This is a genomic window from Neolewinella aurantiaca, assembly GCF_008014675.1.
In the GTDB taxonomy this organism is placed as follows: Bacteria; Bacteroidota; Bacteroidia; order Chitinophagales; family Saprospiraceae; genus Neolewinella; species Neolewinella aurantiaca.
This window is the reverse complement of sequence record NZ_VOXD01000011.1, coordinates 64,324-84,177: the sequence shown is the minus strand read 5'-3', so window position 1 is coordinate 84,177 and position 19,854 is coordinate 64,324. Positions and strand designations below refer to the sequence as shown.

General features: G+C 52.2%; 17 protein-coding genes and 1 tRNA gene. 3 read left to right on the top strand and 15 right to left on the bottom strand.

Going from position 1 to position 19,854, the window contains the following annotated elements; all coding sequences use genetic code 11:
* Positions 1 to 115: 115 nt before the first annotated feature.
* On the bottom strand, positions 116 to 883 hold the full coding sequence (locus FUA23_RS08905; protein WP_147930388.1) for an SDR family NAD(P)-dependent oxidoreductase: 768 nt from the start codon (positions 881 to 883) through the stop codon (positions 116 to 118).
* 101 nt (positions 884 to 984) lie between these two features.
* Here FUA23_RS08905 and FUA23_RS08900 point away from each other — a divergent pair, with 101 nt between their 5' ends.
* Positions 985 to 1,917: a hypothetical protein gene (locus FUA23_RS08900; RefSeq protein ID WP_147930387.1), complete on the top strand. Its 933-nt coding sequence runs from the start codon at positions 985 to 987 to the stop codon at positions 1,915 to 1,917.
* 93 nt (positions 1,918 to 2,010) lie between these two features.
* Here FUA23_RS08900 and FUA23_RS08895 read toward each other — a convergent pair whose 3' ends face one another.
* The 13 genes from FUA23_RS08895 to FUA23_RS08835 all read right to left on the bottom strand — a co-directional run bounded on the left by FUA23_RS08895 (position 2,011) and on the right by FUA23_RS08835 (position 13,699).
* Positions 2,011 to 2,655, bottom strand: coding sequence for a DUF2911 domain-containing protein (locus FUA23_RS08895; protein WP_147930386.1), 645 nt, complete (start codon positions 2,653 to 2,655; stop codon positions 2,011 to 2,013).
* Between the two features lie 160 nt (positions 2,656 to 2,815).
* Entirely contained in the window at positions 2,816 to 5,131 is a 2,316-nt protein-coding gene (locus FUA23_RS08890; protein ID WP_147930385.1) for an ATP-dependent helicase, read from the bottom strand.
* A gap of 280 nt (positions 5,132 to 5,411) precedes the next feature.
* Complete coding sequence (locus FUA23_RS08885) at positions 5,412 to 6,587, bottom strand: hypothetical protein (protein WP_147930384.1); 1,176 nt, start codon at positions 6,585 to 6,587, stop codon at positions 5,412 to 5,414.
* Positions 6,588 to 6,718: 131 nt separating this feature from the next.
* Positions 6,719 to 7,258 (bottom strand): KdsC family phosphatase, encoded by a 540-nt coding sequence (locus FUA23_RS08880; RefSeq protein ID WP_147930383.1) that lies wholly within the window; start codon positions 7,256 to 7,258, stop codon positions 6,719 to 6,721.
* Positions 7,259 to 7,373: 115 nt separating this feature from the next.
* A complete protein-coding gene (gene iscX / locus FUA23_RS08875) occupies positions 7,374 to 7,619 on the bottom strand; it encodes a Fe-S cluster assembly protein IscX (RefSeq protein ID WP_147930382.1) in 246 nt (81 codons plus the stop codon).
* 92 nt (positions 7,620 to 7,711) lie between these two features.
* The gene (locus FUA23_RS08870; protein WP_147930381.1) at positions 7,712 to 8,053 is read right to left on the bottom strand and encodes a 2Fe-2S iron-sulfur cluster-binding protein; all 342 of its coding nucleotides are present in this window, start codon (positions 8,051 to 8,053) and stop codon (positions 7,712 to 7,714) included.
* Positions 8,054 to 8,331: 278 nt separating this feature from the next.
* Positions 8,332 to 8,404 (bottom strand) — tRNA-Met (locus FUA23_RS08865).
* 124 nt (positions 8,405 to 8,528) lie between these two features.
* The gene (locus FUA23_RS08860; RefSeq protein WP_147930380.1) at positions 8,529 to 8,864 is read right to left on the bottom strand and encodes a 2Fe-2S iron-sulfur cluster-binding protein; all 336 of its coding nucleotides are present in this window, start codon (positions 8,862 to 8,864) and stop codon (positions 8,529 to 8,531) included.
* A 162-nt stretch (positions 8,865 to 9,026) separates the two neighbouring features.
* Positions 9,027 to 9,476 (bottom strand): hypothetical protein, encoded by a 450-nt coding sequence (locus FUA23_RS08855; RefSeq protein WP_147930379.1) that lies wholly within the window; start codon positions 9,474 to 9,476, stop codon positions 9,027 to 9,029.
* Between the two features lie 111 nt (positions 9,477 to 9,587).
* Positions 9,588 to 10,232 (bottom strand): helix-turn-helix domain-containing protein, encoded by a 645-nt coding sequence (locus FUA23_RS08850; RefSeq protein ID WP_147930378.1) that lies wholly within the window; start codon positions 10,230 to 10,232, stop codon positions 9,588 to 9,590.
* A 46-nt stretch (positions 10,233 to 10,278) separates the two neighbouring features.
* Entirely contained in the window at positions 10,279 to 11,601 is a 1,323-nt protein-coding gene (locus tag FUA23_RS08845; RefSeq protein ID WP_246144114.1) for a M24 family metallopeptidase, read from the bottom strand.
* Positions 11,602 to 11,666: 65 nt separating this feature from the next.
* The gene (locus tag FUA23_RS08840) at positions 11,667 to 13,109 is read right to left on the bottom strand and encodes an SLC13 family permease (protein ID WP_147930377.1); all 1,443 of its coding nucleotides are present in this window, start codon (positions 13,107 to 13,109) and stop codon (positions 11,667 to 11,669) included.
* A 170-nt stretch (positions 13,110 to 13,279) separates the two neighbouring features.
* Entirely contained in the window at positions 13,280 to 13,699 is a 420-nt protein-coding gene (locus FUA23_RS08835) for a hypothetical protein (protein WP_147930376.1), read from the bottom strand.
* Between the two features lie 415 nt (positions 13,700 to 14,114).
* Between FUA23_RS08835 and FUA23_RS08830 the strand changes: the two genes are divergently transcribed.
* Both FUA23_RS08830 and FUA23_RS08825 read left to right on the top strand, forming a co-directional pair.
* Positions 14,115 to 16,100 (top strand): cellulase family glycosylhydrolase, encoded by a 1,986-nt coding sequence (locus FUA23_RS08830; protein ID WP_147930375.1) that lies wholly within the window; start codon positions 14,115 to 14,117, stop codon positions 16,098 to 16,100.
* A gap of 354 nt (positions 16,101 to 16,454) precedes the next feature.
* Positions 16,455 to 18,917: a zinc-dependent metalloprotease gene (locus FUA23_RS08825; RefSeq protein ID WP_147930374.1), complete on the top strand. Its 2,463-nt coding sequence runs from the start codon at positions 16,455 to 16,457 to the stop codon at positions 18,915 to 18,917.
* Between the two features lie 243 nt (positions 18,918 to 19,160).
* Here FUA23_RS08825 and FUA23_RS08820 read toward each other — a convergent pair whose 3' ends face one another.
* Positions 19,161 to 19,838: a hypothetical protein gene (locus tag FUA23_RS08820; RefSeq protein ID WP_147930373.1), complete on the bottom strand. Its 678-nt coding sequence runs from the start codon at positions 19,836 to 19,838 to the stop codon at positions 19,161 to 19,163.
* Between the last annotated feature and the right edge of the window lie 16 nt (positions 19,839 to 19,854).

The following is a 19,854-nucleotide window of genomic DNA, read 5'->3' as shown; positions in this document are numbered from 1 at the left end:
CTGGTTGGTTTCTTATTGTAGCGCGGAAACGGGGAATTTGTTGGTTCTTCAGCCCGGTTTCCGGCAGATGCCGGTAAAGAAGTGTTGCAATGGTGGCCTGCCGGGCAGCGGCCGGCTACCTCAAATAACTGGCTCCGTTGATATCAAGCACAGCACCGGTGGTAAAACGTGCTTCGGGGCTGGCAAGGTAAAGGATGGCGCGTGCTACTTCATCGACCGTAGCGACCCGATTGAGAGGGCTTTGCGCCTTTACTGCTTCTCCGGCTTCGCCCTGTAGGTGAGGACGGGCCATCGCCGTTTCGATGAATCCCGGCGCTACGGCATGAACCGTGATGTTGTCTTTGCCCACGGCCTGAGCCAGTGATTGAGAAAGGGAATGCAGGCCGGCCTTTGCGGCCCCATACCCTACCTGGCCGGCCTCGCCGCGGAATGCACCGCGGCTACCCACGTTCACAATCGTACCGACGCCCTGCTTACGCATGATCTGAATAGCGGCGAAAGCCGCTGCCGCGGGACCGATGAGATTGGTATGGATGGTTTCGTGGAAAGTATCGAGCCACTGCTCAAAGCCCATGCTCCCATCGACGGGATGGGGCCGAAAGATGCCGGCGTTGTTCACCAGAATATCTAACCGTCCCATTTTCATGGCGGCGCTGTCCACCAATCGCTTTGCTTCTTTAGGTTTCGATAAATCTGCCTGTAAAAGGGTGTGTCCTGCTCCGGGGAGCGACGCCAGAACAGTCTTTGCACCTGCGACATCGCCCTTATAATGAACGCACACACGTGCGCCAGCCTGGGCCAGAATACGGGCAGTAGCTGCGCCCACCCCTTTGCTGCTGCCCGTAACCAGAGCAGTCTTGTTCGTAAAATCAACTGTTACCATTTTACAAATGTAACCGTCTGAGATATACTTTTCACGTCTCCGAAGCGTAATATATCTGAATCGAGTTCAAGCAGGCAGAACCTGCCACTTCAAGTATCCCCATGAAATCACTATTCTCTTTTTTCCTTAGCCTGCTTTGCACAGCAGCGCTCTTCTCTCAGGCCGGCCCATTGAGTCCGGCCGACAATTCTAACCTCCAGAAAGCTGAATCGGATTTGCTTCAGCTGTCATACATCATGCATACCGACAGCTCGGATGAGGCCCGCTTCCTTGCCTGTAAATCGCTGATAAAAGACCTCGTTGAAGCGCTCAAAACACCGAATAGCTTCAACTTCGACTTCTCCGGCCTCGAAGGAGTTAAAGTGATGATGGCACCCGACAGCAGCTTTCGCTTTTTCACCTGGGAGCTTCACGTCAACAGGGACGAATACCGCCACTACGGTGCGATCCAGTACAATTCCAGTGCGTTGAAGTTGATGCCCCTGATAGACCGGGGCGATCAACTGCGGCAAAATCCCGAAACAGCGATCACCAGTAATACGGACTGGCTGGGCTACGTGATTTACAACATCATCCCCGGAGGAACATACCAGGGCAAGCCTTATTATTTCCTTTTCGGATACAACCGCCATGCGGCCCTTAGCCGCCAAAAAGTCCTTGATGTTTTCTACCTTGACCCCGCCGGGAAGCCGGTGTTTGGCCTGCCTGTTTTCGCGGTTTATACTCCTGAAGGGCACCTCCTGGAAGACCATACCCGGCTCGTACTGGAATACAGTGCAGAGGCTAATGTTGCTATGCGCTTCGAGCCCGAATCTAAACGTATAATCTACGAAAACCTCATCATTGCTCAAGGGCCCGATGGTGGCCCGATCAGCCTTCCTGACGGTAGCTATCATGCTCTGGAATACGGTACCGACGGGCGCTGGCATGAAATCTCGAAAGTCTTTAACCACAAGTACGAAAAAGCGCCGGTAGAACGCGTGCTGCCGGAAGAGAAAAAAGACATCATGGGCCGGCCAAAAGGCCGGCTTTAAACTACTTACCCGTCAGGTCCGCTGATGCTTTAGGAGCATTCTTGCTGCGGACCTGACGGGTAAGAACAATGATTGTGTCTGTTGTCTGTTAGCCTACTTACTTGCAGTAGTAACGGGGAAAGCAACCACGAGGTCATCCCACATCATTTGGATGTCATTACCATCGAGAGCAAAGTCCATACGTTCTGCTCTTTCCGGAGCTGGCATCGATTCAGCCTTTACGCGGGCTGCGTCTGAAGATTCTTCATAATCGTAAGCTCCCCACTGGTCGGCTACTTTATTGAAAATGATCGTCCAGTCGTCTTTGCTGCTTGGCAGACTGAAAAGAGCGTAGGTACCTGCCGTCAGTTTGGTGTTGCTTTTGCCCACCATCACGTCGCGCTGGAAAGTGATCCGGGTTGCTTCGTTGGCTCCGGTACGCCAAACTTTGTTGTAGGGAACCAGGTCGCCGTAAATTACACGGTCGTTGACCGCCGGGCTACCGTAATTGATCACAACAGGAACCTCACCAATCTTACCAACAAGCTCCTTGCGTGGGCTCTTGATGGTACCATCCACGATGTTCAACTTGTAGCCATCTTTGGTTTCATCCATAGATTGACCACCATCGGTGGGAACTGCGCTCAGCGCAGTGGTGTCCGGCTCCGAAGTGTCCACAGTGTCTTGGGATGTGTCAGTGTTCGCGCAACTCGCAAAAATCATCAGAGCGGCGGCGAAGAGCATTACGTTTTTCAACATGTCAGGTTACTTGGTTTATTGGAGGAACAATTTTACGCACAAAAGGTCGATTTCATTGCTTTAATTTACACGTAAAAATTCTATTTTTTAAATCGGCCGACATTTTTCTCCTTTTCGGGCGCATACGCAGGTGCATTGCACGCCCGGAGGACGAACCGGATCAGTCGAGCACCTGCAACTTAGCAAATCGCAGCATAATTCTCTTTTCCGGCTGGGCCAATCCGCTGAAATGGATTGTTGCAATCCGATTGTCTGCTCCTCCGTCGATTTTCACCACCCTGCCCTCTCCAAACTTGAGGTGCATGACGTTTTGCCCCTCTTCAATCTCCGCAGGAGGATTGGGTTTAAACTTAGAGGGATCCATTTTAGGCTTCGTGAATTTGGCGGTCCCCCGCTTACGGATCGGGACGATCCCCGAAACTTTGGCCCGCTGACGCTCCAACGGGTCGTACTCGGACTTTTCCGAGCGCCGGCTGTAACTCGTGTTTTCCACGGCTTCGGCCGGGATTTCCGTCAGGAAGACGCTCGGTTCGTTCATCTTCATTTTACCGTAGCGGTAACGCGTATTGGCGTAGCTAAGGGTGAGGAACTGCTCGGCCCGGGTAATGGCGACGTAGAAAAGGCGTCGCTCTTCGTCCATGCCTTCAATTGTGCCCATACTCATGAAACTGGGAAACAACTCTTTCTCCAGCCCCACAACGAACACAGATTTAAATTCAAGCCCTTTGGCTGCGTGCACCGACATCAGCGTAATCACGTCGGTATTATTCTTTTCTTCGTTGCTGTCGAAATCCGTTAGCAGAGCGATGTTCTGGAGGTAACTCGCCAGGGTTTTGTCCGGCAGGGTGTCCGTATCGATCAGGGTGTCTTCCTCGACGAATGACTTAATGCCGTCGAGTAGGGCCTGGAAATTTTCAAGGCGGGCCATACCTTCGATGGAGACATCCTTGCGCAGGTTGTCCAGCAAGCCGGATTTGCGGGCTACGGTTTCGGCCAGTTCGTAGGCGTTGGCGGTATCGGCCTTGGCGCGGGCTTTGGTGATCAGCTCGATAAAGCCATCGGCGGCGTGGCGGGTACGTTTTGGCAATGCAACGTGCTTAAGGGCTTCAAAGAGCGTAATACCCTGCTGGCCGGCGAGGCTGGCGACTTTTTCCAGACTGGTCCCCCCAATTCCGCGTTTGGGGTTATTGATGCTGCGGCGGAAAGCCTCTTCGTCGTTCGGGTTCACTACCAACCTCAGGTAAGCAACGAGATCTTTTACTTCTTTACGCTGGTAGAAACTCAGACCACCGTAGACCCGGTAAGGCAGGTTGAACTTCCGCAGGTATTCCTCGAAGATACGAGACTGTGCGTTGGTCCGGTAAAGGATTGCAATGTCTTCGTTCTTGAGGTGGTAACGGCTTTTCTGCTCCACAATCGTATCAGCAACCCGGCGGCCTTCGCCGGTATCATCCATCTCGCGGATAATTTTGATCTTCTGCCCTTCACCCTTGTGGCTCCAGATGTTCTTCTGGATTTGCCGGCGGTTGTGGCTGATCACCGCATTCGCCGCCTGAACGATGTGCTCGGTACTGCGGTAATTCTGTTCCAGTTTGAAAGTCTGGATACCGTGGTCGGCAAAGTCCCGCTCAAAGTCGAGAATGTTCTGAATGGTTGCTCCCCGGAAGGCATAGATGGACTGAGCATCGTCTCCGACTACACAGATATTGCGCGGGCTCTTGGGGTACAAGACCAGCTTTTTCACAATAGCGTACTGAAGTGTATTCGTATCCTGGAACTCGTCTACAAGTACGTATTTAAACTTACGGCGGTACTTTTTCGCCACATCGGGGTGATTCTGCAGCAACTCAAAGAGACGGTAGAGCAGATCGTCGAAATCCATCGCTCCGGCCTTTTTACAACGACTCACGTAAGCGGCGTAAATCTTATGAACCAAAGGCATTTTAGCCTGCTTATCTTGCGTCAGTAGCTCCGCATTGTTCATGTAGAGTTTCGGCGTGATCAGGCTCGATTTTGCGCTGGAAATCCGGTTTTTGATCGCGTTAGCCTGGTATACAGTCTTATCGAGGTTGAGCTCCTTGATGATCGAATTGATCAGGCTCTTGGTATCGTCGGTGTCGTAGATAGTAAAGTTGCTCGGGTAGCCGATGTGCTTTGCCTCTACGCGCAGAATACGGGCAAAAAGGCTGTGAAAGGTGCCCGCCCAGATGTCTGAAGCCTTCTGCCCTACAACCTTCACGATCCGTTCCTTCATCTCACGGGCCGACTTGTTGGTAAAGGTCAGCGCTAATATCTCCCACGGTGCGGTTCCTTTTTCGATCAGGTGAGCAATGCGGTAGGTAAGCACCCGTGTTTTGCCCGAACCGGGACCAGCAATGACAAGCACAGGGCCTTCCGTCGCCGTAGCTGCCTGGCGTTGTACTTCGTTAAGTTCATCAAGGTAGTGGGGCGGCCGCTGGCTTACGGAATCGGACATTTGTGCTGTTTTCTGAATCGGCGAATATACGATGCTCCGCTTACCCGACCCAACACAAAGTCGGATATTTGTTTACAAATTACAGCAGTACTAATTATTTGTGTTTTCTGGGCGCGGTCGCAGGTGCAGTGAACGGTAGACGGACTGGTAGCTCCGGGAGGCATCAATGCTTCTCCGCCCGTGATCGAATGCCCAGCTATTCGTTACCGAACGATGCCCTTCAACTTCCATTGCACCTGCGCACCGCCGCCCTATCGGCCGGCTCATCAAAGGCAGACTGCTACCGCAAAACCGGTATCCGTAAGTCGATCTCGGTGTCTTTGTACCGCTGACCATCAACGGTGATTTCCTTCCCGTTGCGGTACGAGGTTCTGGGCAGGGCCTCGTCAGTAACCACCACCCGCAGCGGTACCGTGACGACCAAAGTATCGTTACCAGACGTACGCACCGGCAGGTAATTCTGGTTTGCGCAGCCACCATCAACCACCAGATAAGGTGCAGTTGAATGCAAGGAAATGTCGCCTTCAATCAGAGTCTGCTCCGGTGTGTGCAAACGGTAACGATTCCCGGTGACGCTAAGCCTGAGATTTTCTGCCTCAAAGTCATTTGCCGTCCGGAAATCTTCGAAATCTTTTTGACTGGATGTAAACCGGAGGATAGCCCGAGACATGGAATCAGGAACATACAACTCGGTGACTATTGTTCCTGCAGGATCAAGTCTCCCCAGCATATCAGCGATCGTCTCGTACTCGTAACCCGTCGCATTGGGCACAAACCGCTGCCGGCGCTCAGGGCCGTTGGGCGAATTATTATTTACCATTACTCCTGATATGCCGGAAGCCATAGACACCGAATCTACCAGCATCACAGAGTGTTGAACATTGCCCGTCGTCATCAGCAGCAGTGGCTGCCGGAACCGATGATCGATCCGCCAGTAACCATCTTTAATCAAGGACACCTGTGGGAAGTCATAGATATCAAAATAGCCCCGCGAGAGGTAGCAGTTTTGGTCTGTACCCGGTGTATTCTCAAACAAGTACGACCGATTGCTCCCCAAAAAGCCCGACGAAAAATCGCGACCAACCAACAGAGAATCAGGTACCGAGTCACGCTCGACGAGTTGCCTCAGGTAATAATTGTTGTTCTTTAGTGAGTCGTGGAGGATGATCGAATCCTGGCTGTGGCGGATCATCCGCCAGCGTTCCTCTTTCCCATAAATAATACTGTCTTCGATGCGGTAATCGATCGCCACGTTGGGAGCTCCGAGCGGGTAAACAGTCAGGCTGCTGTCGCGCAGACGAACAACATTCGCCATATCCAGAAACTCGTTGCGCAGGCCGCGATCGTTGCCAACGACAATCCATTCAGATGGCGGCAAAGGCGTTTCTATCGAGTCAGAGGAGCAGCCGAAAAAGCTGGCCAGCGCCAGGGTAAACAACAGTATAATAGGTTTCATGTAATGTTAATTGGGCGTATACGTGCCCGCAAGATGCTACATGTTCTTGTTTTGGTGGGCAGGAGCTAAAAATAGAGGTAATTCCGCCCCCAACTACGTTGCCACAAGCACAATAGACTTATGGCTTTTGCCTACACACTTGTCGGAAGCTCTTCGTCTTCATCGGAAGGCAACCAGTGGCCATTCAGGCGCAGGGTTCTTTCAATCACGTCGCGGACTGCGCCGCCACCGCCGTTGGCGTTGCTGACGTAGCTGGCGATAGAAAGAATTTCCGGGCAGGCATCCTTCGGGCAGGTAGGGAACCCGACAAGGCGCATTACGTCGTAATCCGGCACATCATCGCCCATATAGAGGACGTTTTCGTCGGAAATTTCGTCATCGTAGAGATACATGAACTCCCGGTAGGCTTCAACTTTATCGCGGATACCGTAGTAGATATCCACCACGCCCAGCCCTTGCAGGCGTTTTACCACGCCTTCGCTTTTACCACCGGTGATGATGGCAACTTTATAGCCCATATCAATGGCCCGTTTGATGGCGTAGCCATCGCGGACACTCATCTGGCGCAGGAGTTTTCCGTTTTCCAACACCAGCAACTGCGAGTTGGTAAGCACTCCGTCGACGTCGAAGATGAAGGTGTTTATCGGTTCGAATCGTTCGAGTTCATTCATAGCTTAAATGGTAGAAAACTGAAATCAGGGTCAGGAAACAGATGGCCTGCGAATCAGGAAACAGCAATCTGCGCTGAGCGCCATGATTGCTGTTCCCCGACCATAGGGTCTCAACCTACTGGTTCTCCCGCCATTCGTAAACCCACTTTGCCTGAATTTGCTCCAGGTGCTCTTCGGTGGAACCTTCTTTAGTACCCGTAAAATTGGGTATTTCGAGAATCCACGTCAGGAGATCAGTGAAGCGGATACGGTAAATTTTTCCCTGGTCCATTTCGTCACCGAAGCGATCGTAGAGGGCCATTGCAATATCTTCGTGGTCGGCCCAGCCGAAGGGGAAATTGTCGAAATCTTTAAAACTCATGTTGGTATTTTAGTTCGTTGCTTCTTTGGTTCGTTAGCAATTTGGGCGGGCCGTTGTGAAAGGCCTGCCAGTCAAAATGCCGTAATACCAATTTAGTGTTCGTGTCCGATGATTTGCTTCTGATCGGGGATTTCCACCTCGATTACAGCGTCTTCATCAATGATAACGGCCTGGCAACCCAGGCGGCTTTCGATGCGGGGATTGATGGCCCGGTCAATGAAATCTTCTTCTTTATCGCTGATTTCTTCCAGGGCGTCTTCGCCTTTGTGTACGTAGATGTGGCAGGTGCTGCAGGCACAAACTTCACCACAGTTATGGTTAAGGTGGATATCGTTCTCTTCGGTCACTTCAAGAATACTGATGTCCGCAGGAACGTTTTCAACCGTTTTGGGATCAATGCTTTTATCCTCGAAGGTAAATTTTACGGTGGCCATGTAGTAGTTTAAATTTTAAGGGCGCAAAGCTAAACACTTATTGCTGATCATGAAAAGTTAACCCGCCAGTTAGGTAAAGCGTTTAGCATGCCCGGAAATAAGCTTCAATATTTCGCCATACGTCATTACCAGCAGGCGCGGCCGCAGGTGCAATTAAGGTTTACGGGGCACTCTCCTACTCCCGGTCGGTTCTGAAAGAACCGGACCAAGCTTTGTGCGTACCCTCGGTCAGGGACATAAAAAAGCCGTCGTCAACCTAAGTCAACGACGGCTAATAGTAGCGGGGACAGGACTCGAACCTGTGACCTTCGGGTTATGAGCCCGACGAGCTACCAACTGCTCCACCCCGCGATGTTACCATTTTTGCTGTGTTAAAAGCAAAGCCCCTACGTTAAGGGACCGCAAAGATACAAACGTTTTTGAAACCGCAAAAGTTTATTTCACTTTTCTAAAAGAAAATTTCAAAACCTTCTGCTTATTCCTCCGCTTCGGGGGCCAATTGTACCCTCAGGCCATCCAGTTCGTCGGTGATGCGTAACTGACAACCTAGGCGTGAATTATCTTCAACGAAGAAAGCCTGATCCAGCATGTCTTCTTCGTCTTCCCCCATTTCGGGCAATTCAGTTTCCGAAAGAACATAACAGTGGCAGGTACTGCACAGCGCCATACCACCGCAGGTTCCCTGCACAGGTAGCTCATAAGCTTTACAAACTTCCATGAGGTTCATGTTCATATCAGTCGGAGCTTCCAGTTCGTGGGCTTCGCCTTGTCGGTCGACTACAGTTATGAGTACGTTTCCGTCTTCTGTCATTTGGACTATGCTTTGGGGAGCGCAAAGATAGCAAGACCATCTGAATAAGATCGTTTGGATACTTGAATGGATGCCATCGGGAAATGAGCGATTACAGCCTTCGTCCTGGCTGCCGTGGCTCTCCATCGAAGAACGGCCACCAGAAGAGACTACAGAACGGGACTACTCCCGCACAAAGAAACGCTTACGCCCGTCGCGCCGGTCACGGAGCACCAATTCATCCCGGTCGCTGAACACAATAGTATAAGGTATTCTTTGACTGTAAGCACGCCGCGAACCACGATTGTAGCGGTAAGGGCTGGCCGAGACCCTCCGCGGAGCATCAACCGTGAGGGTGAGGTGGCCCAGGCGATAGTCCGCATCCCAGCGACCAATGAAACGCCGGTCATCGGCATAGCGGTTGGTTCCGGGACGAATTTCCTCAAAGTAGCCATCCGGTTCCAGAAAGAGAGTAGTTCGCTTGGGTTGCCGTTCCACGGGCAGCGGCTGCCCGTAGCGGTCCAGGCTGGTCTCCAACCAAACGCCGTCGAGCGCCGGGCCGCGGCCACGCTGGGCGGATACAGGTAGAAAAAGAAGAGTCAGTAACGAAGCAAGCAGAATTTGGCGCATCATGAATCAGCATTTGGTTACTGTAATAACCACAGTGCGACAGAATTCATCCGGACTGAAACACGCTTTAAACCAATTTTAACCCCTTTTAAGAATTTGCTCAGTTTCCGGGTTTCAGACAAGAAACCGCTCATCGTACAGTACCTGCTTTACCTTTTCGTTGAGGCGGGTACGGCCTTCAATATCCAATTTCCCGGACCGATGGTACTCTTCTTGCAGGATGTACTGCTTGAAGCTGTCTCCCGGGCGCGGGATATGAATCAGTTCGGTTATACCCTGCTGCCGGAAGTACTTCATTTCCCGGGCAAGGATGTTCCAGGGCAATCCCGTCGCAACCATCAGGTCGTGTGGGCTCACCTTGTAATCGTAGGCGATAAAGATCTCCTGCAGATCTTCGATGGTCAGGAACGGTTCCCCCGACAATTGGATACCGGGACGCTCCTCGAGCGGAGCCGACAATTCATAGAACTGCTTCATGCCCGAAGGGTTAGAGCCTACGAGAAGTAAGCCGCCGTGAGCCAGGCCCGACAGCCGGGATGAAGCCTCGGCTGCAGTCAGGCCCGTTTTATCAGCAACCATCTTTGCGGACAAAATCCCCCCGGGCTGGCGCTCGAAGAGGCGCAACAACTCAAGATCAGTGATGATTCGTTGCGTATCCCGCAACGTTTTGTTGTGGCGAGCCTGGTATAAGATGCCCCAAACAATCATGGCTAACCCGATCAGAATTAAACTGACAATTATGATTACATCTTTGTCCATAAAGCTAAATTAAAGCAAAAGGTATTTAAACTGAAATTCTTTGTACCTACCGTACCAGGTACAGTTCTGTTTGTCGTCCGTCGATGTACCGGAACTTTTCTCCGTCCCAGAAACCATCCTCTTCCATCATCATTCTGATGTCCTTATCCCATGCGTCGATTCTGACTTTAGTGTTCAGCTCGATGCTGTAGGCGGTATTGGGGTGCAGGGGGTAATCTCCTCGTACGGGTACTCCTTCCTGTTGGTCCCAAAGACCGACAGTAGGGCCTGCACCGTGACCATGATAGCCGATCGGGTGGGTGTAGATGGTTGGTCTGAGGCCCTCATCCTTTCCCTGCACCAGCGCCCGCGCCAGAAGTTCGTTGCCCGTCCGACCGTTCTCAAACTGCTCGGTCAGGATGTCCATCGTACGCATTCCTTTTCCGAACGCCCGCACGAGGTAATCGGGGGCTTCGGTCTCGCCTGGTTTCAGGACGTAGGCATTGTGCTGAGTGTCGGTATTGAGGCCACAGTACGTGATTCCGTAGTCGCAGTGCAACAGATCTCCCGGCATAATCACCGTAGCATCGGGCCGGCCGCTAAAGGCGTACAATTCCTGGTTTTCGGCGCGTTGTACATCCACCGTTGGGTGAAACCATATCCCCAGGCCAAGTTTATTGGCCCGTTCACGCATATACCACACTACGTCATCGGTCGTGGTCACGCCCGGTGTGATGACTTTATTGCTGAAGGCTTCAGCGATGATGGTGTGCGCCACGCCCATCACCTGGCGGTACACGGTCATTTCCGACGGCAGGCGGGTTTCCAACCAGCCGATGGCCAGCTTCTCGCCGCTGATCAGGCGCGAACGCAGGTGCTCAGGAAGGGTCTCCCGGAGCTTGTCGTAATGCCATGAACTGATGCCATCCGCCAGGCCGAAGTCTTCGCTCCGGTTCACGGCTATTCGGTCCGGGTTACGTTCTTCGATGATCTCCCGCAGCGCAGCCCACTGATCGGGCTGCTTTTCGGGGTCCCATGCCTTCTTGAAAACATCACCGACGTCGTAGCGGGCGCAGGCCAGGGTTTCGAGCTCACTACCCTCTCCGTCGTCGTAGATCACCAGCATCGTAGTCCGCCGTGCCCCCATCCATTTACTGGGCAGCATCGTCTTCAGAACCGGGTCTTCGTTGTACTCGCGGCTGATGATGATCCACATAGCAACACCCTCTCTGCTCATCAGCATCGGCAGAACGGTTTTTGCCCGCTCGCTCAACCAACTATCGTGGAGCTTCCCCTGCTGCTCAAGCGAGAGGATGGCCGGCATCTCCGGTTGAGCGGAAGAGGTGAGGAAGGGGGTGAGAGCAAAAAAGAGGATCAACAAGTATTTCAATTTGAGAAAATTTTAGATGAGTAAAATAATTAGAAACAGACCATGAACAGCTAAAGGTTATCCGTTTAGAAGTTCAGGCCCGGCAGTAAAGGAAGGACAAAGTAGCAAGCGATTGAAATGACAAGGATGGAGATCAGGTTCATCCAGAGACCTGCTTTTGCCATATCAGGAATTGTCAGGTATCCGGACCCGAAGACCACAGCATTGGGCGGAGTTGCGACGGGCAACATAAAAGCACAGGTTGCAGCAAGGGTTGCCGGAATCATGAGCGAAGCGGCCGAGACACCGAGCGGACCTGCCGCCAGGGCAAGTACCGGCAACAGCATCGAAGTGGTCGCAACATTACTGGTAATTTCGGTCAGGAAGTTAACCGCTGCGACTACCATCAGCATAACGAGGAGCAGGCTGACTCCTTCGGGAACGCTGAGGTGGTTCCCGACGTATTCGCCCAGTCCGCCGGCTTCGAATCCGGATGCTAAAGCGAATCCTCCCCCAAGCAACAGCACCACCCCCCACGGCAGCCTTACGGCCTCTTGCCAGGTCAGCAACGGGGTGCCTTTTTCTTTGCCGGGAATAAGGAATAAAGCAGTAGCTCCCATCATGGCGATAACGGTGTCGTTGATTCCCGGAACCAGCGGAGCGAGCAGCGATTTCCGAAACACCCAGGCTGCTGCCGTTACGGAGAACACCAAAAGCACCTTCATTTCTTCGCGGCTCATAGGGCCGAGTTCCTTTTGGAGCCGTCTGATCTCAGCACGCCCTCCGGCAAATGAGTCCCTCTCAAAGGTGAAGGCAACCCGCGTCAGATACCACCAGCAAATCAGCAACAAGACAACCGAAACGGGCAGACCGATCCGCATCCATTCCATAAAGCCAACCTGAATTCCGAATACTTCCTGCACCTGGCCGGCCAGTACGAAATTTACCGGCGTTCCGATCAGGGAAGCCATGCCACCAATCGAAGCCGAATAGGCAACCGCCAGCATCAGTGCCTTGCCGAAAGTACTGTTTTCGTTCACCTCCGTTGATGGGTCGTCGTCCATCTGTTGGGCGATCGCCATCGCGATCGGTAACATCATCACCGAAGTTGCGGTGTTGGATATCCACATCGACAAAAAGGCGGTAGCAACCATCGCTCCCAGAATTACCATCTTCAGGTTAGAGCCGATGAGATTGATGATGCCCAGGGCGATTCGCCGGTGCAAATTCCATCGTTCTACGGCCATCGCGATGATGAACCCGCCCAGAAACAGAAACACGAGGTAATGGCCGTACGGCTTGGTTATCTCGCTCACGCTCTGCACTCCGGTCAGCGGGAAAAGGATGATCGGCAGCATTGCCGTTACGGCAATCGCGATGACTTCGGTGGTCCACCAGATTGCCATCCAGGCGGTGGTTGCCAGCACCGCCGTGCCGGTGAAGGGCAGGCCTTCGGGGCGCAAAAAGACGAGGATCAAAGCAAAGGATAGAGGGCCCAAAACGAGGCCGGCCAATTTTTTTGTTGTCATTCGTAGATGATTACCATTGCTCCTGATCGCTGGGCATTTACCGGTAATATTACAAAATTTTCAATTGTTCCGCTTCCTCTGCTCCTTTTTACAACCGGAAGAACCACCGCTGGTGCAGGGCGGTACAAGCCACTGAAATTTTCATTTTGGGCTACCCTACCCTCTTCGGGTCAATCGTCCAGTATCGGCTGGCCCAGTACTACCCGCACTTCCGGAGAAATCCGAACGACAATTTTCAGGATCAAGGGATCTCGCAGCGGAGCCTGGGTTTTCTTTTGTAGCCGATAAGCGGTACGGATGGTCGAAAGTACGGTGGTAATGGAGTGCTCACCTTTGTGATCGGCCAGACGTTTGGCGATCGCTTCGTCAGACCAGTCTTCGTGCTTGCCCAGCAATTCCACGTTCAGGCTCGGGCTAATGGCCAGGCCCATGCTGAAACTGGTAATTTCCAACCCGTATTCGGCCAGTTGAGGGAAAATTTCCAACCAATCCTCGATCAGGGCCAGACTCTTTTCTCTGGCGCCTTCGCCAACTGATCCGGCAAGATCATTCATTCCTTTCAAAGTAGCATTCCAAATATCTCCGAGCATGTCTGGCTTTGTTTTGATGGCAATTTAAGTGTTTTTAGATTTGGGCGCGGCCGCGGGTGCAAAGAAGGTTGTTGGAAGACCGGTATCGCTTGCGGAGCAGCATGCTGTTGTCCGTCTACTGCACCTGCGTCTGCGCCCAAATCAGGAAAATGACAGCAGGCATCAGCCTGCCGGTAGAGCGTATAGCACCAACGGCGCATCTTAAAATAGTGTATGTACCTTTGAAATTCTCCGGGTAAATCAATTAATTGGGTTATAATCCACACTACTGGACATTTCGCTTCGCGGCTTCTTCGAGGTTTGGTTCCCTCTCCGCTGAGCCTTAGGCAAACCTTGCTGAAAAGGACGGAGGGTGAGGTGGAAAATCAAAAATGTCCAGTAGTATAGTTATAATCTTAAAGTCGATCACCATATTATGAAGTTATTGCAATTCCTTCTGGTCCTTCTGACGACCACCACCCTTACCGCGCAACTGACTCCCTTTGAAGCCCTGGAAGGTATGGGGCGGGGCATCAACCTCGGCAACACTCTGGAGCCGCCGCAGGAAAGCGCGTGGAACAACGGCCCTGCCCAGGAAGCTTACTTCGACGCATACGTCGCAGCGGGATTCACGAATGTCCGGGTTCCTGTTCGCTGGGACGAACACACCATGAACACCCCTCCGTATACAATCGATGCCGACTGGATGGACCGGGTAGAAGAAGTTGTTGACTGGGGCCTGGACCGGGGGCTGTACATTACCCTTAACGGCCACCACGAAGACTGGCTGAAACAGAACTATACGACGGAAAACAAAGCCAGGTACGACTCCATCTGGCGGCAGATCGTTGTCCGTTTTCAGGACAAACCGGACAAGTTACTCTATGAAATCATCAATGAGCCGTTTGGTCTTACCGTAGCTCAGGTCGATGACCTGAACGCCCGGATACTCGGAATAATCCGTGAACAGGAACCTACCAGAATAGTGATCTTTGGCGGCAACCAGTACTCCAACGCAGAAGAACTTTTCAGAGCTGAAATTCCGGACGATGATTACATCATGGGGTATTACCATTCCTACGATCCGTGGAATTTTGCGGGCCTCTCTCAGGGCACCTGGGGCACACCGGCGGATTACGCAGGAATGGCCAACAAATTCCAGGCAGCAAAAGACTGGTCCGATCAGTATGGCATTCCGGTTCACATCAGCGAATACGGCGCAAAAGTAAATGCCGACTTCAACTCACGTATGCGTTGGTACGGCGAGTACCTCGGACTCGCAGACTTACACGGCTTCGCCACCTCCACCTGGGACGATGGTGGCGACTTCAGGGTGTTGAACAGATCCGACCAGACCTGGCCTGAAGTAAAAGATGTCCTCATTCACTATTATCAGGATTCGCCCAATGAGATCGTCGTTACTTCGACACAGGATGACCAGGGAAACCCGGTTGTGATGTTGGACTGGAACAACCGACTTACAGACAACGACAGCATAGTGGTAGAACGTGCCGAGGGCGTAAATGGAACCTTTGCTGAAGTGGGCAGACTGGCCCCTTCGGCCATGTCTTTTCTTGATACCGACGTCTACAGCAACGGTGTTTTCACTTACCGGCTGTACACCCACGATGCGACTGGCCGCCTGACGCACGGGTATCCGCAGCGGTTAACGCTTTCCTCAGACGTCCAGTCGCCCTACAACAATACCCCCCAGGCGATTCCCGGCAAAATAGAAGTAGAGGATTACGACAACGGCGGTCAGGACGTTGCCTATAACGATAACGATTCCGCCAATCAGGGCGGCGGATACCGCCTCTCGGAAGGAGTCGACATCGGAGGAGGTCCGGATGATGGCTATGTACTCGGTTACGTCTCGGCGGGAGAATGGATTGAATATACCGTCGATGTGGAAACTGCCGGAAACTACAGGGTTGACGCTCGGATCGCCTCCGACGACGCAGCCAGTGCCTTTACGCTGAACTTCCCTGCTGACGCAACCGTAAATTTCGTTACGCCAGTAACGGCAGGCTGGAATGATTATCAGGAAATAAGTGCCGAAGGCCCAGTAATGCTGGAAGCCGGCCAGCAGGTGATGCGCCTGAATATTACCGGAGGAGCAGCGTTCAACATCGACTGGATAATCTTCACCCTTGAATCAAATGCAACCGGAGAAGAACAGGACAACCAACTTATAGTCTCCCCCAATCCGGCCGACGATCAGGTAAGAGTTGCGTTCCCGGCCAGCCTTCAGTCCGCCACCGGCACGGTACAACTTTACGGTGCCTCGAGAGGCAAAATTGCTGAATACAAGGTAGCTGGTAATACGGCTACGATCAATGTTTCAGACCTCCCTTCCGGAACTTATTTGTTGCGGCTGACGGATGGCAGCAAAAATTTCGTCCGGCGGATCCTAATCCACTAACCCTTGTAGTCATGTAACAATACATCTACAACCCCATGCCCCCGGGGCCACAGATGTTTTTTCACTGTTTGCACAACTAATCCCGCAAAAGTGCCGTTTAAAGGAAAATATTTCAGACTTTACCCACTGTTTATTGCCCTTGCACGGGCCATTTTATCTGTAGTAACATTCCTTTCCGTTCAGCACAATAATGACCTATTAGTTTCTGCACATCACTTCACCGTGATCGTGTGCAGATATTTTGTGAACTGACCATTTTTTAATCCCAGCATAGCATACTCCTTGTAAATAACGGTTTCGCCAACGGGCGAGATCCGCTACTTCATATCATTTATTCAAACCAACATCGCTATCATGCGCTTTATTACTTTCTGTCTGGCAGTGCTTTGCACCAGCCTGCTGGCAACCGGGCTAACCGCCCAAAATCTTCGTCCTTCTGCCCTCGTTGAGCAGGCTACAGCTACCCAAAGCAGCGAGGAAACTTTCGACATATTCACTTCCGCAAAGAGCAGTTCGTTCGTTAAAGCCCTCGATGAGGTGGGTGCAGACTATACTGTTTTCGAACTTTCCGAAACCGGAATGAACGACTTGCGCAAGAGCGCTCCTGACCGTCTGGAATTAACCATTCCCGGCGGTATCGGAAAAGTGGACCTTGTGCGGGCCGACATCTTCGCCGACGGCTTTCGGGTGACCGAAAGTGGAAGCAACAGCTACAATAAATCGCCGCTCGGACTTCATTACCGGGGCATTGTGTCTGATGACAAAACAAGTCTGGTTGCAGTGTCCATTTTCGAAGATGAGCTCAGTGGTATGATCGCTACCAATGCGGGCAATTTCGTACTGGGTAAGATGTCTGGCAAAGACGAAGTTCGTCACGTCATTTACAACGATCATGACCTGCCTGCTCCCGACCTGGGCGTCTGTGAAACTCCGGACTCTAATATCCCTTATTCGCCCAAGGACCTTATCGACCTTGATCCGAGTCAGAAAGACGCCAACAACTGCGTCAACCTTTACCTGGAAGCCGATTATTCTATCTTCCAGCAACGCGGCAGCGTTGCCAACGTTACGAGCTTCCTGACCGGGCTGTTCAACCAGGTTGCGGTACTCTACGCCAACGAAAACATCAACCTCGTTCTCAGTGAGCTGTACGTCTGGTCAAGTCAGGATCCTTTCAATGCCAACAGCAGCAGCGACAACCTTAGTGCTTTCCGCTCCACCCGTACAAATTTCAACGGAGACATCGCTCACCTTGTGTCGTTTCAGGCGAGTGGAGGTGTGGCTTACGTCAATGTTTTGTGTGCTCCGAGCTATGCGTACGGCTTTAGCTCTATCGACAACAACTACAACGCCGTTCCGAGCTACAGCTGGTCGGTCAACGTTTTGGCCCATGAGCTTGGCCACAACTTTGGTTCACAACACACCCACGCCTGTGTTTGGAACAACAATAACACGGCCATCGACGGTTGTTACGCAACCGAAGGAGGTTGCTCCAGTTCGGTTGGTCTGCCCAGCGGCGGCGGTACTATTATGAGCTATTGCCACCTGACGAGTGCAGGAGTGAACCTCAACAACGGTTTCGGTACGCAGCCCGGCAACCTTATCCGTAACCGGGCCTATAGCGGCAGTTGCCTGACCAGCTGCAGCACCGGTGGCGGTGGCGATAACGGCGGCGGCGACAACGGAACGAACTGTACCGAAAACGAAGTAACGGTTACCATCCGCACCGACAACTACCCCGGTGAAACAGCCTGGACGCTCACTAATTCTGCCGGAAGCACTGTTGCATCAGGCGGTGGTTACAGCCAAAGAAACACCAGCTATACGGAGGAATTCTGCCTCGAAGACGATTGCTACACCTTTACCATTACCGATACTTACGGCGACGGTATTTGCTGCTCTTACGGAAACGGTGCCTATACCATTAACCTGAACGGCACGGACGTTGCTACAGGTGGCAATTTTACCACCTCAACCACAGAACAATTCTGTGCCAACACTAGCGACGACGGAGGAGGCTCCGGTGGTGGCGGAGGAGATACCTCCTGTGACGCTCTTGATTTTCAGGTCAACGTGCCCACTACCTACGGAGGCAATCAGGACAAGGGTAACGTTACCGTCCTGAGTAACTCGACGGGAATATCAATACAGAACAACGCCTGGAAAGACGTAATGATTGACTACACCGTTACGCCAAACACCGTACTTGAATTTGAGTTTGGTTCTTCCCGGCAAGGAGAAATACATGGCATTGGTTTCGATAACAACAATACCATCAGCTCCAATTATGCTTTCCAGCTTTTCGGAACCCAAACCTGGGGCTACGGAGACTTCAAAGATTATAATACCATCGGGAACTGGAAAGCTTACTCGATCCCTGTAGGTCAGTACTACACGGGTACATTCGACCGGATTTTCTTCGTGTGTGACCACGATGGTGCGCCCCGAAACGGAAATTCTTACTTCCGCAACATCCGAATTTACGAAGGAGCTGCCTGCGTAGCGCTGATCCCCGGCAACGAACCGATTATCCCGCAGGAGGAAACACTGGTTCCTGCTGCTGAATCTCTCGATGTATTCCCTAACCCAGCTTCGAGCATTGTGAATCTGAACTTAGCGATGGTGGAAGCCACTGTCGCCACCGTACAGGTAATCGACATGACTGGCCGTACTGTACGAAATATGGAGGTAAGCCTTGTGGCCGGAGAGCAGCGCGTTGCGCTGCCCGTGAATGACTTCCCTGCAGGAACGTACTTCGTTCGTTTAAACGCAGCGTCAGGATATTCCGCAACCACAAAATTCACGGTTGCGAGGTAATTGCATAAAGTGTTGCATTAGTACCTATACTCAACTGCCCCGTCGGACTATGTGTCCGGCGGGGCTTTTTTACCAGGGCAGGTACTGATGTCCGGCTTTCTGCCCTCACACGGATAGCAATTAAAAATGGCGGGAGCAAGGCTGTTGCCCCACTTCCACCATTGTAAATCACACACATTCAATTGGGGAAGAACCAGCGGCAAAACAAGGAGTTAGCCATTGTACCGGTTCTACTATTCTTCGTTACCAGCTGAAACCAAAACGTGCTTCAGCCTGGATGATAGCACCCGAAACATCATCGGCCGTAACAAGTTCATTATCGATGCCGGAAGCGAAGCGGTAACCACCGTCGATGCCCAACCGGAACCACTGGAAAAGATTGAGTTCCAGACCAATTGTGGCCTGACCGGCGAGGAAGCGATCGTCGCGTTCGCCGGTGAATCCGGGGACCGAGTCGTCAAGAATCTCAAACCGGCCGGGACCGAAAACAGTAGTGATTCGCGGATGAATAGCGTTGTAAGCAAAGGGTGAGTAGGCGATGATGAGGCCGCTGTGCTTGTAGTCGAACTTCGGGGAGAGACTCGTCGGGTTATCGACGGTGTGCTCTTCGCGGCTTTTCCAGCCGCCGTAGCCGATGAAGAGTTCATCCGAGAACTCCAATCCACCGAAGCCACCACGCAGCAGCGCCCAATCGTCTCCGGTAGCGGAGTAATTGTAAGTAGGGCCACCCCATGCACCACTCAGGTCGAGGTCACCAAGTAGAGTGCGTTCGCGACCGGTTAAGGCATAAGATGCATTGATGTTGGTGGTTTGGGTCTCGGTCTTGTACGCCAGGACGGGTCCATCGGCATCCACACTCACCGATTGAGCGGAAAGTGCCGTAAAAGCGAATACACAGATGAGTAAAGTAAAGAGTCTCATAGATATCATGTTTAGG